Consider the following 16,116-nt stretch of genomic DNA (forward strand, 5'->3'; position numbering starts at 1 on the left):
TAACCATAAAAAAGCCCCAATCAATGGGGCTTTCTTTTTGCCTGCAGAAAACAGGGCGTATCTTAGAACTTCATATTGAAGCCAAGATAGACGCTGCGTCCGGCACCGGGTACCGCCATCAATGGAATACCATTGATAGACATCGTATTGCCTTCGCCCGTGTAGGCGCCGCCGGTTGGCAGGTCATAGGCGTGGTTGAACAGGTTGTCCACACCCAAATCGATGCGCAGTTTATTCCAGCTATAGCTGGTTCTGACATTCACCAGTGAATAGGCTGGGGTTTTCACTTCGTTGCGCACCTCTGACACCTCGTCCTTCTCTTTGACCAGGATCAGTTCCACGGCGTTGCTCCAACGGTTGATGGCCTGCATCAACGTGATGGTCGCATTCAGCGGCATAACGTTATACAGGTTGTCGTCGGTTTCCAGGTTGGTGCCACGCGCGTAGTTGACTTTAGCCTTCATGCTCCAGTCGCCGTAGTTGTTTTCTGCCAATTTGCGGTTCGCAGCTATGTCCACACCGTAAATACGAGCGGATTGGTTGGCATATCTCAATACTTTGAAATCGTCATTAAAATCCCTTTCAACAACCGCATCAATGTAATCTTCAATATGCGTGAAGTAAGGCATGACCTGCAAGCCCCAATCTTTTTGGTTGGCGGCGTGCCAGTCAAAATTGGCGCTGACCGTATAGGCGGTTTCCGGGTTGAGGTTGATGTCACCCACATAGCCGTTACCGTCGCCGACAACGTTATTCATGATCGCCGCCATTGGCCAGGTTGACCAGGTGTAGCGCTCATAAAGATCGGGTGAGCGCACCTGGCGTGCCAGACCCATTTCAATATCGAAGGTATCGCTGTCTTTATAGTTTGCCAAGGCGGTCAGGTTTAAATTGTGATCGGTTTTAGCATGTTTGGCATTATTAAACGCGACTGCATCGGTCGTTTGATTTCCTGCTCCACCAGAACCGCTGGTTGGGAAATAATCCAAGTTGTACCCATGCACATCATCTGCATCCATATTGACCATTTCATAGCGTGCGCCCAGGCGCGTTTTCCACTGTGGATTCAACTCTTTTTCCCATTCTGCAAACAATGCATAACGGTCACGCGTGCCGTTATTGATGTTCCAGAAGGTATTGGGTTGCATCATGTGAGGTAGCGGAGCTGGGCTGGCTACCCAGTAATCATCCAGTTTAAAAAGTTGAATTTCCGTGCCGACAGTCAATTCGCTGGAAGCGCTAAGCGGAATCAGCGCAGAGGCTTTTAGACCTTTGGTTTCGCTTTCGGTGTCCATCGGCATTTGTTTGGATGTTTTATAATCCATAAACGCCATTTCATGGTCAACCTGCTCGGCGTAGGCTTGAATGTTGAACTTACCCCAATTCATCGACTTGTCGAAAGACAGGTTCAACTTGTTGCTGTCGTTGTCCGTCATGTCCATGCGCTGATTAGGATATTGCTCATAAGGCGCCGACTGTTTGCTGAAGGTCGCTTGAAACAGACTGTCGTCGCCTTTGTAGGCAATCCCCAGACTATGATTGATGGATTCATAGGCGGTGCCGGCGATTTCATCTTTGTCTGTGGTAGTGCCTTCTGTGCCTGAGGTGAAATAGGTTCCGGAAGAAGCGTTAGTTGTGGTGGTAAAGGTTTTGAAATCGCTTGCCGCATCCATATTTTCAGACTGAGCCATATTGCCTTTGTAGGTCAGACTGATCTTATCGTTAGCGGTGGTCACCTCCACATTGCCGCCTTTGGCGTTGCCGTTGCTGCGGTAGTAGGCTCCGATCTCCCCTTGGGTCACCTGTTCCGCAGTGGGCGCAAAGAAGGGTTTATCGGATTTCACCAGAATGCTGCCGCCAATGCTGTCGCCGCCGACACTGACCGGCGTGATGCTCGGATAGACCTCAATGGAATCGACTTGGGAAGGCGACACGTATGAAAGTGGTGTGTTCATGTGGTTCGGACAAGAGGAGAGCAGGGGCATGCCATTGAGCTGCACGTCCAGACGAACGTCTGCCAGACCGCGAATCACCGGGAATCCGGAAATGCTGCCCGCCTGATTGACCGACACGCTTGGCGATTCGGTCAGAATCTCGACCACATCGCTGGTGGCACTGACGTTGGATTGAACGGTTTCCTTAGAAAGACGTTGCTGGTTAATCTCATCCGGCGTGCCGATAACTTCGACCGGCGGAAGTGGTTGCGCATAAATCACTGGCGACATCATGGCTGTGATTAATGAGGCTAAGAGTTTCTTTTTCATGGGATAACACGCTTAGATTATTAATGTGGTTTAAATTTTAAAAGCGCGATTATTGACCAATGTCCTTGAAAAAAACATGTGACAAATTGTCGCACTAACAAAATTTATATTGATATTAGAAAAACTTTGTGACTGCGTTGATCATTTGCCTAAATTCTGTTTAACGGCTTAGAACTCGATCCACAGAGGCAGGTTTCCGAAGGTGATCAATAAACTCCACGCCGTCAGCAGGAAGAGGAGTGTTTGAATTCTTGCCACGATATATCCTTGAGGTTTATGACAAAAAACGAGAGGCAAGCACTTGGATCACAGCGCTTGCATAAAGCGCATTCGGAACTGCATAAAAGGCCGTTCCGAATGTTTCAGACGGTTATTTTATGCTGGCAAAATAAGCGCTGATATTGGCGATGTCGGCATCGCTCAATACCTTGGCCATGGGGGCCATCATCATGTCGGTGCGGCTGCCGTTTTTATAGCCTTTAAGCGCAAGTTCGAGATATTGTGCGCTCTGTCCGGAGAGGTTGGGATACTGTGGGAGGGGGGCCTGTCCATTTTGCCCATGACAGGCAAAACAGAGTTTGGCTTTTTCTTTGCCTTGTTGGATGTCGGCGGCGGCAGTTAGGCCGGTTTGAAACAGCAGGGTGCCAAGCACGGCGGTATAGATGACCTTTTTCATGTGATATTCCTTGTATTGGGGGTGTGGTCCACTTCGACAGTCATCGAAGCGGCAACCGTGTTAAAGAAAATGGATTGCATTAAAGTGCGTTTTTGAGCCAGACCCAGATGCCCACCAGAAAGAAGATTGCAATCCAGACGATCATCACGCCCACGGCGGAATCGGCCAGTTTTGCAACCGGTTTGGAGGCTTGGTACACCCCTTGGGTGCGGCCGGCTTTATAAATGGCGGTTAGGAAAAATCCGCCGACCAATCCGCCTACTCCGACAAAGGTTAGGAAGAATAGTGCGGTACTGGGCAGGTCTTCCATGACTTTGTAATCCAGAATGTCGTAACCGTACGGCAGCATGTATTGAATGCGGATCAATTCACGGAATATGGCTACTAGTAGTGCCATGATGGCGGCGTAAAACAGCGGTTTGTAACTGGTTTGGTGATGTTGGTCTGCCTGTTTGATCAATAGCAGTGCAAATGCAGCCAAGAACACCATAATGATCCAGCTCATCGGATTGGCAAACCCATGCAGGTGTTCCGGCAGGCTCAACAGCCACCAAACAAAGGTAACCAGTTGCAGCACTAAGCCGACGATGGCAATTTTGGAACCGAGCAGATTAACAAAGTTGCGGTAGTCAGCGGCGTAATCTTCACGCACCTTGTAGTAGTGAGCGTAGGCTTTGAGGAAGACGCCAATGACCGTGATGCTCATGGCCATAAAGAACAGGAAACGACCCGCTTGCCAGGCGTGAATGGTTGAACCGGACATATCGACTTGTCCATCTGGGGCATACCATTCCATCCACTGTTCTGGTAGCAGTGCCTGATACGAAAGGGCATGCATGATAAAACCGTCCAGAACAAACATCGCCAAACCAACAATTCCCCACACGATGATGGCGGGTTTTGCGCCCTGATGATTCTTGAAATAAAAAATAAACCAACTTGAATAGCCTAGAATCAGCGTAAAAATAAAGCCAATCGCCCATGAGGCCGAGAGGATATTGGACGCGTACCACTGGGGATCATAGATGACCTGCGTAAATAGCAGCGGAGCCACTCCCAATACGATGAGCATGCTCACGCTGACTTTGGCTGCTTTGGTCATGCCGATGGACAGCCGTTCCCACTGCGGCTCTTGTCGGCGGGTAAAACCATAGAGCGAGAGAGTGGCGCTGCCCAGGGCAATATTCACAAAAAGAATATGAAACACCCAGGTGAGTACCATTAGAACTTGAAATACTGCCGGATGGGAGGGAATCCCGGCAGGATCACGCAGCACCTGCAAGGTAGCGGCAATGTTGTGTGGATTTAACTCCATATTAGTCTCCTTTCATGACCAAAGTATTGGACGCGTGGGTTTGTGTTTGCGATAACGTCATGGTGTGTTTTGAGAGTGAAGCCAAGTATTCGGCCACGAGCTGCCGTTCCATTTCCGGTAAGGGAATACGCGGCATATAAGGTATGAGTCCGTGGTAAAGCGCACCGCCCAGATAGGCCTTGATTTGTTCTACGTCCGTTGAACCCTGCAGTTTTTTAACCATCGGGCGGAGTCCGCTAGCTTCCATGCTATGACAATTGGCGCACATGACTTTGGCTACGAATTCACCGGCTTGAAGACGGTTGGTCGCGGTGATGGTGCGCAGTGTTTCCGGCACAAACGGATGAGTAGCCAACACGCCTTTTTCTGCGATCAGCGGCAGATTGGATTCAATCTGTTTGCCCGGTACATCACGAGAGATTGTTTGGTTGGAGTAGATATATTGTCCGGCAACATAGGGTTTACGGATGGATTCACGCGAGCGTTCTTCCGGCCACAGACCGGCAATCGCAATCACAGCCGTCATGGCAACGGCAAAGCCTTGTTTAAGCTGCAAAGGTTTCCAGGCAGACCAGGCGAAATAGATAATCGTAGCGGCGAGTACCGCAAACAGGGTGGGCGCGATATAGCCCGGAAGCTGCGTCTGCATAATGATTTTGGCGTTTTCCGGTAACGTCTGGACATACCACATCCACATAATCATGCCTAGAAAAACCCCTGCAAGCCCCATTTTTGCAAGAAAACGGGTGATGTCGGTACGTACCGTTTCATTTTTCATGGTTGCAGCCAAAATGCCGCCGACTGCGCCGGCAATCGCAAACATAAAGGCGGTTCTTAATCCCAAATGAGCAAAGAAGTTGAGGTTGAAGAATGCATCCAGCGTTGAACCGGTTTGATACCAGTTTTCGTTACCTAGCCACATCATGAATGACAAAATGCCGACAATCAGCAGCATCGTTGCCCAAGACGCGAGGGCGAAGACCCATGTCAGCTTAAGGTGTGTTCTGGGATCGATTTTGCCTATCAGATACACCAGCGCATAGACCCCGATGACCTCCACGGTAAAGTACACCCATTCCGCAGCCCACACCCAGACAAAGTTGTGAATGAGTCCGCCTACGCCCTTAGGCGATGCCACGGTGATGGCATACCAGATGCCGGGCCCAGTGATTGAGCCGATGATGTAGGAAAAGACCAGCAAAAATACGCCATATTTTTTGATGTATTCCATGAGTTCAGGTTTATTCTCGCGCACGGCTTTGGTTTCCAGCAGGGCAAACAGCCAGGAAGCCCCAACGGAGGTGTGAGAGGCCAGAACATGGATAGTTCCGATAATGCCCATGACCCAGGCAGAGCCGATGGTCGGCACATACCAACTGGGATAGAGCCCAAGGATTTCTTGCATTTTCGTTCTCCTAAATTTTGTGCTTAAAAGCTCCATAAGCATTTACTTATGTTGCATAACTGATTTTTATAACACGTTGTTTTATATGTATTTTTTCGAAAAACAGCATAAGGAGGAGAATGATGCATCACAATGCGGCAAATTGTCGCATGCGGGTATCAGCGGCATTCAGGTGTGCATGAAATAGATTGGATGTATAAAAACTGGGTGGGATAAAAGCCTTAAATGAATTTGTAAGTGATTGAAAATAAAAAACTTTTTAAGAGATGTGGGGGCGGTGAGTAAAAGCGAACAAGCTGCGTTGATGATTGGGTAGTTTGATGATGCGCGACAATATGTCGCAGTTTTGCTTATGCGATAAGTGCATGGAATGAAGCGATTTATCGTTGATAGGCTGGCTTAAAAGCCGTGATCGAATATCAAGAGAGTCTAAAACACTTATTGCGTCAAGCCGGGTTTTGACATTGACCGCAAACGCCGTGAATTTCAATCGCCGAGGCGTTGGGGGTGAAGTGGTAAATGGCCGCTTCCGCCAGAAGTTTTTGCCAGACGGCTTGTTCCATTTCTACTTCCTGCAAGCCGCCGCAGCGGTCGCACAGCAAAAACTGGGTAAAACCGTGATGGGTGTGCTCGCGGCCGAGATGGTCGCACACCACATACTGGCGGGTAGAGGCGAGGCGATGCACCGCGTCGATCTCCTCCAAAAAGTTGAGCGCGCGGTAGACCGTCATGGGTTGGGCTTTGGGATTGTAACGGCTTTGATAGGCTTGCAGAATTTCGTAGGCGCTTTGCGGTTGCGGGTGTTGCAGCATCAGTTGCAACACCTGCTGACGGATCGGCGTGAGTTTTTTACCCGCTTGCCGGCATTGCTCTTCAAGTTGGGCCATTTGTCTGCTGTGCGTATCCATCCGTGTTCGTCCCTGGGTTGTGAAAACTCGCGTTGTTAATCCTCGCGGAAAGGGTCTTCGAGTTGATACCAGTATTCTACGCCAGCAAGCAGTTCGCCGTCATTCAAAAGACAGGCATCGAGCTGGCGGCGAATCTGTTCCGCATCCAATCCCTGACCGATAAATACCAGTTCCTGGCGCATATCGCCGAAAGGTTCCTGCCATTTGCCGCGGATAAAGGCGCGCGCTTCCGGATCTTGCGGCCATTGCGATTCGGGCACCGCTTTCCAGAACATACCGGCCCAGCCGTGATGGGCGATGCCGCCGGCTTGATGCCATACGCCCGCCATTTGCGGTTGGCTAGCCAGCCAGAAGTAGCCCTTGGAGCGCAGTAACTTGCCTTGCGGCCAATCCTGATGAAGAAAGTTCCAGAATTTCTTGGGATGGAAGGGTTTGCGCGCCTTATAGCTAAAGCTGCCGATGCCGTATTCTTCGGTTTCCGGTACGTGCTCGCCGCGCATCTCCTTGAGCCAGCCGGGCGCTTGTTGCGCCTTTTCAAAATTGAACAGGCCGGTATTGAGCACAAGCTTTAAATCGATTTCACCGTTGTCCGTCGCATAGACTTTGGCATCGGGATTGAGTGTTTTGAGCACTTCATAAAGATGCTGGCGTTGATCGTCGCGCATCAAGTCGGTTTTGCTGATGAGCAGCACATTGGCAAATTCGATTTGGTCGATGAGCAGGTCGGCCACATTGCGCTCGTCCTCTTCTCCCAGACTCTCGCCGGCTTCTTTTAAGGAAATGGCCTCATGGTAATCGCGCAGGAAGTTGACGCCGTCGACCACGGTGACCAGCGTGTCGAGACGGGCGACATCGGATAACGAGCGGCCGCTTTCGTCGGCAAAGGTAAAGGTTTCGGCCACCGGCAGCGGTTCGGAAATGCCGGTGGATTCAATCAGCAAGTAGTCGTAACGACCGCTCTCCGCCAGGGCGGAAATTTCAATCAGCAGGTCTTCGCGCAGCGTGCAGCAGATGCAACCGTTGGACATTTCGACCATCTTCTCTTCGGCGCGGTTCAGTTGCACATCGTTTTGCAAAAGCGCGGAATCGATATTGATTTCACTCATATCGTTGACGATCACGGCGACTTTCATGCCCTGACGGTTTTGCAGAATGTGATTGAGAACGGTGGTTTTGCCGGCACCTAAAAAGCCCGATAAAACCGTGACTGGCAGGGTTTGCATGGTGAATAATCCTTGATTCCCGGAAAAAATGTTATGTTATAACATTATTTTGCAGGGGAGAAGTCGGGACGACGATTTTCATGCATTTATCCCAAGAAACGTGGCGGCTATTGGGTTTTATCCTCCGGTACCTAAATCATGCCGCCGTCTTTCAAGCGGTGAGTCGGCGTTTTTCATCACGGCGGCCTTTTCCGCTTTCGCGCAACCCGCATTGCCAATGCGCCGGTAGACTAAACAATGCGGCAAATCGCCGCGCCCGGCCGTGTTTGAAAGCCTGATGAGCGGACGCTGATATCAGGCGATAAGCCAAGCTTTGTCATTGAAATCATTTGCTATTTTCGAGTAACCGAGTAGCATGATAGGAAATAGAAAAGCAGACTTTTCGCTATTGGGGGGGACATAATCGACCGTGTTTATGTGTTGTAAGCCAGAGCGTTGGGTCGTTGCGGAGTATGAGGATGCGCCATTCAACAGGCTTGTTTATCAGCATGATGATTTCGCTGCTGGTGTTGGTATCAGCCGCGTTGTGGTGGCGTATCGATTCGGAAGCGCAGCAGTTTGCCGAGCATCAGCATGAATTGATTCAAAAACAGGCGGAGCTTACCGCCGACAGCATACAAAGGCGCATGGATTCATTGCGCAACCGCATGATTGCGGTATCTTTGGATGCTTTCTGGATGAAAGATCTGGAGCATTTCAGCACTGTTGAGCAGATACAACAGGCATTGCATGAGCGTTTCAAACTCTACTTTCCGGAAATGAATGGTTTCAGCATTGCGGATGAGCAGGGTGAGATCCTGTGGAGCGATATGGATATGTATGTTAGCGATGCCTGCCGTGTTGATATCGCTAAAAGCGCCAAAATACTCTCGTTGGAGTCCGGTTATTTCAATTACCAGCCTTATTTGCACGCCAAGCCCGGCGATTACCACTTCGATATGATTTTTCCCGTGCTCTGGGGTGAAAAAAAACTGGTCTTCTTTATGAGTTTCAAGGCTCAGCATCTGATGGAAACCTTAAAAGAGTATCTCATTTCCGGACATGGCTCCTATCTGTTGCGTCTGGACAAACCCGGCTTGATCGAGGTCACGTCAGAGCAGGTGCGGGATAAATTGACGCGCCCTTTCTTTTTGCAGGCCGACGAGCTGGATCATATCCGGGCGCGGGTGCCCGTGAATCACACTTTATGGGAAGTGGCGGTGGTTGAAAACCTGCAGGTCACGCTTGATTTTTGGCATCGCCTGCTGCGCGACGGGGCGATTGCCTGGGGGGTCTTCGTCTTAGTGTGGGGAACTCTGCTCTGGTTTGGTTTGACCCATGAGCGTCGGCAAAGTTATCTATTCAACAAACTGAGTCATCTTTCCATGCACGATGAGCTGACCGGACTGGCCAATCGCCGTATGCTGGTGCGTTTAATGCAGCAAGCCTTGCAGGAGTTAAAGCATGAGGGGGTGCAATCGGGGCTGCTCTATCTCGACTTGAATGACTTCAAACCCGTCAATGACCGCTATGGGCATGATGTGGGTGACCATCTGTTGAAGCAGTTCGGCGAACGTCTGCAACAGTGCATCCGCTCCAATGATTTGGCCGCCCGTTTGGGCGGCGATGAGTTTGTGGTGTTATTGCAGAACCTGGCCGATAACGCCGCGGACGCCGAAAAAAAACTGCAGGAAACCTCGGAGCGTTACGAGCGTCTGCTTTCAAAGCCCTATCTGACCGACGGCAAGTGCATTGTTTGCACGCCGAGCGTGGGAACGATCTTGATGCGGCCAGATGTGCATGATGTTGACGAGATTCTCAAGCAGGGTGATGAAGCGATGTATCGCCAGAAACAGAAAATCAAAGCCCAAGCTAGACCGTTGCGGGAAGTTGAATAGGCGTTAAAGCAGGTTGGCGTGCGCAAGGAATCCGACAGGGAATGGAGCTCTACAAATTATGATTAAACAATAAGTAAAATTGGCCCTCTTTGTGCTTGGGGTGTGCTATTCGAATGAGGAGGCATTTTCATGTTTTTTGGGAAAAAGCATAAACACCTGACAGCACAGTTAGCCAAGATGCAGCATAAAGTGGAGTTGCTAGAGGCGCAAAATCATGCCTATCAACTTAAAATTGCCGATCTGGAACAGCAGATCGGACAGGAAAAATCCGCACGCACAGATGCGCACGAACAACAAGCCTTCTTTGAAAGTCTAGGCCGCTATGCGGATGGCGTCCAGAAATTCCAACAAAGCATGAATCACTTGGGTAACCGCTTGGCACAAGGCCGGCAGGATGTAGTCGGTTCCTTAAAGGTGTCACAGTCGGCGCAGATCGATCTCAACAAAATGCTTAACGGCATCATACAACTCAACGATCTGGCCACAAAGACTTCGGATTCGGTTAAGGTTCTCGACGAGCGCGCTGAGGCCATTGGCGGCATTATCGTGATGATCGAGGACATCTCCGAACAGACCAATTTGCTGGCCTTGAATGCTGCCATTGAGGCGGCGCGTGCGGGTGAAGCGGGACGCGGGTTTGCCGTGGTTGCCGACGAAGTGCGGGCGCTGAGTGCGCGGACTGCCCGTGCAACGGCAGATATTGCCAAGTTGGTGACGATCATTCAGAACGAAGTTAAAACCTCGCAAAAAGGGATGGCATCGCTTTCCGAGGAGGCTAATACGTTGAAAAAGCGTGGTGAGCACGCCAGCGAGAGCATGGCCGAATTGATGAATGCCAACCACAATATGGAAGGGGTGATTACGGCCGGGGCCCTGCGCAGTTTTGTGACCGCCGCCAAAGTCGATCACAACGTCTTCAAGATGCAGATTTACAAAGCATTTATGGGGTTGTCTGCTTTAACGGCAGAGGAGTTGCACGACCATCACAGTTGCCGGCTGGGTCGCTGGTATTACGAAGGTGAAGGCGTGCAGTGTTATTCCAAACTCCCCGGCTATCGGGAATTGGAACGGCCGCATATCGAAATTCACACGCTCGGCAAGCAGGCTTTGGAGGCGTTGGCTTTGGGGGACCGGCTGTCAGGCATCGCCTACCTGAAACAGATGGAAGAGATCAGCGGCAAAGTCGAACAGGCGTTAGAAACCATTGCAAGCACAGGCGAAGAGGACAGCGTTTTGCTCTGCAGCTTACAGGCGTAATGGCCGACAAGTTTGATTGTAGGCCGGATTCAGACAGAACGCCTGAATCCGGTGTGGCGCGTTCCGGCGGGACTTAATAGCTGGAAAGCGCCATCACACCTTCCATTTCCACATCGGTGTCTTTGGGCAGTTGCTTGACCGCCACCGCGGCACGGGCCGGATAAGGCTGGTGGAAATATTGCGCCATAATCTCGTTGACGGTCGCAAAGTGGCTCATGTCGGTCAGGAAGATATTCAGTTTGACGATGTCCTGCAGCGAGCCGCCCGCCGCTTCGCAGACGGCCGATAAATTCTTGAAAACCTGGTGGATGCGCACGCCGATATCACCCTCGGCCAACTGCATGGTTTCCGGAATCAGACCGATCTGGCCAGACAGGTAAACGGTATTGCCGAAACGCACGGCCTGAGAATAGGTGCCGATCGCCTGAGGGGCGTTTTCTGTTGAGATCACTTGACGCATAGGGATTCCTTTTAAAGACGTTTTAGAGGTTTTTTAGAGAGCTTTGCACGAGTGGGGCGCGAAGCTCTCTTTTACAAACAGTTTGCTGCATTTTAGCAAAAACGGCTGAAGAAGACGCTAAAAGCGCAGTTTGCCCGGGTTTGGAAACAGGCCGGCAAAACGCTTTAAAAAACTCAACAGGCCGGGTAAGGGATTATGGTTATACGCGCTGGATTTTCTCGACGATGGGAACGCGCTTCAAGACGCGCATGATCTGCGCCAGGTGGGTGCGGTCATGCACGGCGATCACAAAGTTCATGACGCTGTAGGTTTTGTCCTTGTCTTCCGAGCGCACGCGTTCGATGTCGGTCTTGTTTTTGGCGATTTCGTTGGCGATGGTCGCCAAGGCGCCGCGCTGGTTTTTCACCTCCAGCTGGATTTCCGCCAGATAGGTGGCGTGCTGCTCTTTTTCCCAGTTAACATCAAGCATCTTCTCCGGCTGGTTTTTGATCTTCTTGACGTTATGGCATTCGTTGCGATGAATCACCAGGCCCTTTTCGGTACTGATAAAGCCGACGATGCTGTCGCCGGGAATTGGATGGCAGCAGTTGGCGAAGTGAATCACCATGCCTTCCGTGCCGGAAATCGCCAGAGGCGCATCGGCCGATACCGGTTTGCTTGGAACCGCGTCGTCGGCTCCCAGCAGGAGGTCGTGAATCTGCTTGGCGACCAGGCCGGCCATGCGATTGCCCAGACCGATTTCCGCCAACAGGTCATCCCAGTTTTGCAGTTTCAGGGCGTCGGCGATTTCCAGGCGGATCAGCTCCGTCAGGCCGTCATACGCCATGTTGTAGGTGCGCAGTGCTTTGGTCAGCAGTTTTTTACCGAGGCTGTTGGCGGCGCCGGCAGTTTGGTTTTTGAGGAAATGGCGGATTTGCGAACGTGCCTTCGCGGTGGTGACAAAATTCAGCCAGGCCGGGTTGGGCTGCGCTTCCTTGCCCTTGATGATGTGAATGGTCTTGCCGCTTTCCAGCGGAGTGCGCAATGGCACCAGCTGTTTGTCGATCCGGCAGGCGACCGTGGCGTGGCCGATATTGGTATGTACCGCATAGGCGAAATCGACCGGTGTCGCCCCTTTGGGCAGGGTGATAATGTCGCCTTTGGGGGTGAAGACATAGATCACATCCGGGAAAAGGTCGATTTTGACGTTTTCCAGGAAATCCAGCGAGTTGCCCGCACTCTGCTGGATTTCCAGCAGGTTCTTGACCCACTCCTGCGCGCGCACTTCCACGGCGGACAATGCATGTTCGCCGTTTTGACGCCCGTCTTTGTATTGCCAGTGCGCGGCAATGCCATGCTCGGAGACTTCCTGCATGGTCTCAGTGCGGATCTGCACCTCCAGATGCACGCCGTAAGGCCCGAAAAGCGCGGTATGCAGCGACTGGTAGCCGTTCGACTTAGGAATCGCGATATAGTCCTTGAAACGGTAAGGCAGCGGCTTGTAGAGCGAATGCACCGCGCCGAGGGTGCGATAACATTCATCGGCGGTATTGACGATAATGCGGAAAGCGAAGATATCCAGAATCTCCGAGAAACTCTGGCGCTTGTTCTTCATCTTTTTGTAAAGACTGTACAGATGCTTTTCGCGGCCGACTACCCGCGCCGGAATCTTCTCCTGCTTCAGGCGGTTTTCCAGGGTTTCGGTAATTTGCTCAATGACTTCCTTGCGGTTGCCGCGCGCTTTCTTCACGGCGGATTCCAACACCGCAAAACGCAACGGGTGCATGGCTTTGAAACCGAGGTCTTCCAGTTCGATACGGATGGCGTTGATGCCCAGACGCGCGGCGATCGGCGCATAGATGTCGAGGGTTTCGTGGGCGATGCGGCGCTGTTTGTCCGGGCGCATCACGCCTAAGGTGCGCATATTGTGCAGGCGGTCGGCCAGCTTGATGAGGATGACGCGGATATCGCGCGCCATCGCCAGAATCATCTTGCGGAAGTTTTCCGCCTGGGCTTCCTGCGGGTTTTCAAAGGCGAGTTTGCCGAGCTTGGTGACGCCGTCGACGATCTCGGCGACGTTTTCACCGAAACGTTCGATAATGTCTTCTTTGGTGTAGGGCGTGTCTTCGACGACATCGTGCAGAATTGCGGCGATAATGCTCTCTTGATCGAGCTGCATTTCCGCCAGGATTTCGGCGACCGCAACCGGGTGCCAGATGTAATCGCCACCCGCTTTGCGGGTTTGCCCTTGGTGTGCCTGTGCGCCAAACTCAAACGCCGCTTTAATCCGGCTGACACATTCGTCATTCAGATACAGCGACGCTTTGCGGATAAGGCCGTCAATGGAGCAGGGCGTAGGCATAGATTTTGGGGGAGGCGGTCCTTAGCTGAAGAAAGGAGGGGTGTCAGGGTCGCTCATGACCACATCGCGGTTGATACTGTTTTCTGCCAGTTCACGCAATGCCATGACGGTTGGTTTGTCGTTGTTCCAAGCCAAAGTCGGTTCCGCACCGTTAGCCAACTGACGCGCACGTTTGGCGCTTACAATGACCAACTCAAAACGGTTTTCCACTTGGGTCAAACAATCTTCTACTGTTACGCGTGCCATAATTTCAATCCATCTTAAAAAATCGAGTTAAGTGCACTATTTTACCTTAAATAACAGGCAGTTTAGCAGCAATTTTTTATCGTTGTGTGGAGCCGTCTTGTGCCTGGGCTTGCAGGCGCTGCAGATAGCGCGGCAACACATGACGTTGCGCGTGAATAACCTCTTGGGCGTGCTCGCCTAATTGCCGCATTCGCGGCGCGTCATCCAGCAAGCGGTTAAGAACCGCAGGCAGTTCGCTGACGTCATCCAGTTGAATCAAGGCATCGTGCGCCTTCAGCAGGGCGGTTTCGTCGATAAAGTCGCTCATGTCGGCGCCGGTGATAATCGCCTTGCCGTAAGCGGCCGGTTCGAGAATGTTGTGGCCGCCTTTGGGGGTGAAAGCGCCGCCCATAATCACCAGTTCGGCGTGCTGGAAATAGGCCATGAGCACCCCGAAACGGTCATCGAGATAGATTCGTGTCGCATCGGTGACGGCTTCATTCAAACTGTGCACCGCCACAAGTTGACGATAGGGCTTGAGGTCTTCAAGGATGGCATCGCGGCGCTCGGGGTGGCGCGGCACAATCACCAGCAGTTGCGTGCGCGCTTGGGAAAGCCAGGCCTCAACCACGAGCTTCTCTTCGTCGTCACGGCTCGAAGCAAACAGCACGTAAGAGTGTTCCAGCGGCTTGGGTTGATTGGGCAGGGTCTGCAGATTGGCATATTTGAGGTTGCCCAGCACCTCGACCTGTTCGGTCCGCGCGCCCAGGGCCCTGAAACGTTCCGCATCCAGTTCGGAGCGTGCGTAGATATGGTCGATGCCGGCCAGGCTTTGCGCATAAGTCTGCTTCAGCCAGTTGGGCGCCTTGAGCGTTTTGGCCGACATGCGGCCGTTAATGATCGATACCGGGCATTGGCGGCGCGTGATTCTGAGCAGGTTCGGCCAGATTTCGGTTTCCATGACCCACAGTGCTTGCGGTTTGACGGCTTTCAGAAAGCGGCGGATCGCATAGGGCCAATCGAGCGGCAGGTAGATGTGCTGCACGCGTCTGTCGTAAAGCCGTTGGCATTCAGCCGCTCCGCTGGGCGTTGTGGTGGTGATGACCACAGGGTGTTGTGACAGGTTGGCTTCAACCAAGGCCTGAGCGGCTTTGACTTCGCCGACGGAGGTGCAGTGAATCCAGACGGGTTGCGTTTGGCTGGCCGGATAGTTCCAGCCTAAACGCTGTGCAAAAAACCGCCAGCCGCCGTGCTTTTTGACGGCTTCAATCGAGATGTATAGCCAGATCAAAGGTGCGAGCAGGCGAATCAGCACTTGGTAAGTCATGGGCGATTTTGACCTCAAAAAAACTCAACAGGCCGGGTATGGATGCCTTAATGGCCGGCTTGCAACAGGGCTTCCATAATGGCGATATCGCCCGGCAGATCGACTTCCGGCGAATCCCACTGGCTTTCCACCACCTTGATTTTGTGGCCGTATTCCAACGCGCGCAGCTGCTCGAGTTTTTCGATGTCTTCCAGACGCCCCATCGGCAGCGCATTGAAGGTGTCCACAAAACGTTTGGTATAGGCGTAGACGCCGAGATGCTTGAAGCTGTCGTGATCCCAGTAATCGCGGCCGTGCGGAATGGTGGCGCGCGAGAAGTAGAGCGCAAAACCGTACACGTCGGTAACCAGTTTGACGTCTTTGGGGTTGGTGATTTCCGCTTCGTTGACGATCTTGAACGACAACGTGCTCATCTCGAACGAACCGTCGTAGTCGGGGGCCAGAAACGGCGCGATAACGTCTTCGATCGACTCGTGATGCACCAGCGGCTGGTCGCCTTGCACATTGACAATCAGATCATCGTCCTGCAAGCCGAGTGCGTTCGCGGCCGCCGCAATGCGGTCGGTGCCCGAAGCGGCTTCGGCCGGCGTCATCACCACTTTACCGCCGAAGGCTTCCACCACCTCGCGGATGCGGTCGTCATCGGTCGCCACATACACCCCCGCCAAGCCCTGCGCCTTGGCAATACGCTCATAGACATGCTGGATCATCGGCTTGCCGTTGATGAGTTTAAGCGGCTTGCCCGGCAAACGTGAAGAACCGTAACGGGCGGGGATAAAAACAGTGATATTCATTGAAATGATTCTCTAATGATTGAACCACAGAGTCGCAGAGTCAC

General features: G+C 52.1%; 12 protein-coding genes and 1 pseudogene. 2 read left to right on the forward strand and 11 right to left on the reverse strand.

Features of this window, described 5'->3' with window-relative positions:
- Positions 1–62 precede the first annotated feature (62 nt).
- The 6 genes from HZ297_RS08350 to zigA form a co-directional block, all read right to left on the reverse strand.
- Positions 63–2,264 carry a TonB-dependent receptor gene (locus tag HZ297_RS08350; protein WP_178862663.1) on the reverse strand — a complete coding sequence of 734 codons (2,202 nt, stop codon included), beginning with the start codon at positions 2,262–2,264 and terminating at the stop codon, positions 63–65.
- A gap of 370 nt (positions 2,265–2,634) precedes the next feature.
- Entirely contained in the window at positions 2,635–2,940 is a 306-nt protein-coding gene (locus tag HZ297_RS08355) for a c-type cytochrome (protein ID WP_178862665.1), read from the reverse strand.
- Between the two features lie 79 nt (positions 2,941–3,019).
- A complete protein-coding gene (locus HZ297_RS08360) occupies positions 3,020–4,255 on the reverse strand; it encodes a hypothetical protein (RefSeq protein ID WP_178862667.1) in 1,236 nt (411 codons plus the stop codon).
- A gap of 1 nt (position 4,256) precedes the next feature.
- Complete coding sequence (locus tag HZ297_RS08365) at positions 4,257–5,660, reverse strand: cytochrome c (RefSeq protein ID WP_178862669.1); 1,404 nt, start codon at positions 5,658–5,660, stop codon at positions 4,257–4,259.
- 446 nt (positions 5,661–6,106) lie between these two features.
- The gene (locus tag HZ297_RS08370; RefSeq protein ID WP_178862671.1) at positions 6,107–6,568 is read right to left on the reverse strand and encodes a Fur family transcriptional regulator; all 462 of its coding nucleotides are present in this window, start codon (positions 6,566–6,568) and stop codon (positions 6,107–6,109) included.
- 35 nt (positions 6,569–6,603) lie between these two features.
- Positions 6,604–7,791: a zinc metallochaperone GTPase ZigA gene (gene zigA / locus HZ297_RS08375; RefSeq protein WP_178862673.1), complete on the reverse strand. Its 1,188-nt coding sequence runs from the start codon at positions 7,789–7,791 to the stop codon at positions 6,604–6,606.
- A 458-nt stretch (positions 7,792–8,249) separates the two neighbouring features.
- Between zigA and HZ297_RS08380 the strand changes: the two genes are divergently transcribed.
- Both HZ297_RS08380 and HZ297_RS12245 read left to right on the forward strand, forming a co-directional pair.
- Complete coding sequence (locus tag HZ297_RS08380; protein WP_178862675.1) at positions 8,250–9,668, forward strand: GGDEF domain-containing protein; 1,419 nt, start codon at positions 8,250–8,252, stop codon at positions 9,666–9,668.
- Positions 9,669–10,214: 546 nt separating this feature from the next.
- Positions 10,215–10,766: pseudogene (locus HZ297_RS12245) on the forward strand (methyl-accepting chemotaxis protein); the annotation flags it as partial.
- Positions 10,767–10,998: 232 nt separating this feature from the next.
- Here the strand turns inward: HZ297_RS12245 and HZ297_RS08390 are convergent.
- The 5 genes from HZ297_RS08390 to kdsB all read right to left on the reverse strand — a co-directional run bounded on the left by HZ297_RS08390 (position 10,999) and on the right by kdsB (position 16,072).
- A complete protein-coding gene (locus tag HZ297_RS08390; protein WP_178862686.1) occupies positions 10,999–11,385 on the reverse strand; it encodes a RidA family protein in 387 nt (128 codons plus the stop codon).
- 199 nt (positions 11,386–11,584) lie between these two features.
- Positions 11,585–13,726: a RelA/SpoT family protein gene (locus HZ297_RS08395; protein ID WP_178862688.1), complete on the reverse strand. Its 2,142-nt coding sequence runs from the start codon at positions 13,724–13,726 to the stop codon at positions 11,585–11,587.
- 21 nt (positions 13,727–13,747) lie between these two features.
- A complete protein-coding gene (gene rpoZ, locus HZ297_RS08400) occupies positions 13,748–13,972 on the reverse strand; it encodes a DNA-directed RNA polymerase subunit omega (RefSeq protein WP_178862690.1) in 225 nt (74 codons plus the stop codon).
- Positions 13,973–14,048: 76 nt separating this feature from the next.
- Positions 14,049–15,278: a 3-deoxy-D-manno-octulosonic acid transferase gene (locus HZ297_RS08405; protein WP_178862692.1), complete on the reverse strand. Its 1,230-nt coding sequence runs from the start codon at positions 15,276–15,278 to the stop codon at positions 14,049–14,051.
- Between the two features lie 47 nt (positions 15,279–15,325).
- Entirely contained in the window at positions 15,326–16,072 is a 747-nt protein-coding gene (kdsB, locus tag HZ297_RS08410; RefSeq protein ID WP_178862694.1) for a 3-deoxy-manno-octulosonate cytidylyltransferase, read from the reverse strand.
- Between the last annotated feature and the right edge of the window lie 44 nt (positions 16,073–16,116).

Source organism: Thiomicrorhabdus cannonii, assembly GCF_013391695.1.
Taxonomy (GTDB): domain Bacteria; phylum Pseudomonadota; class Gammaproteobacteria; order Thiomicrospirales; family Thiomicrospiraceae; genus Thiomicrorhabdus; species Thiomicrorhabdus cannonii.

Excerpts from the sequence above, each read along its gene's own strand:
- kdsB (WP_178862694.1), bottom strand. The coding sequence starts at position 16,072 with ATGAATATCACTGTTTTTATCCCCGCCCGTTACGGTTCTTCACGTTTG.
- HZ297_RS08390 (WP_178862686.1), bottom strand. The coding sequence starts at position 11,385 with ATGCGTCAAGTGATCTCAACAGAAAACGCCCCTCAGGCGATCGGCACC.
- zigA (WP_178862673.1), bottom strand. The coding sequence starts at position 7,791 with ATGCAAACCCTGCCAGTCACGGTTTTATCGGGCTTTTTAGGTGCCGGC.
- HZ297_RS08360 (WP_178862667.1), bottom strand. The coding sequence starts at position 4,255 with ATGGAGTTAAATCCACACAACATTGCCGCTACCTTGCAGGTGCTGCGT.
- HZ297_RS08355 (WP_178862665.1), bottom strand. The coding sequence starts at position 2,940 with ATGAAAAAGGTCATCTATACCGCCGTGCTTGGCACCCTGCTGTTTCAA.
- HZ297_RS08395 (WP_178862688.1), bottom strand. The coding sequence starts at position 13,726 with ATGCCTACGCCCTGCTCCATTGACGGCCTTATCCGCAAAGCGTCGCTG.
- HZ297_RS08365 (WP_178862669.1), bottom strand. The coding sequence starts at position 5,660 with ATGCAAGAAATCCTTGGGCTCTATCCCAGTTGGTATGTGCCGACCATC.
- HZ297_RS08380 (WP_178862675.1), top strand. The coding sequence starts at position 8,250 with ATGCGCCATTCAACAGGCTTGTTTATCAGCATGATGATTTCGCTGCTG.
- HZ297_RS08405 (WP_178862692.1), bottom strand. The coding sequence starts at position 15,278 with ATGACTTACCAAGTGCTGATTCGCCTGCTCGCACCTTTGATCTGGCTA.
- HZ297_RS08350 (WP_178862663.1), bottom strand. The coding sequence starts at position 2,264 with ATGAAAAAGAAACTCTTAGCCTCATTAATCACAGCCATGATGTCGCCA.
- rpoZ (WP_178862690.1), bottom strand. The coding sequence starts at position 13,972 with ATGGCACGCGTAACAGTAGAAGATTGTTTGACCCAAGTGGAAAACCGT.
- HZ297_RS08370 (WP_178862671.1), bottom strand. The coding sequence starts at position 6,568 with ATGGATACGCACAGCAGACAAATGGCCCAACTTGAAGAGCAATGCCGG.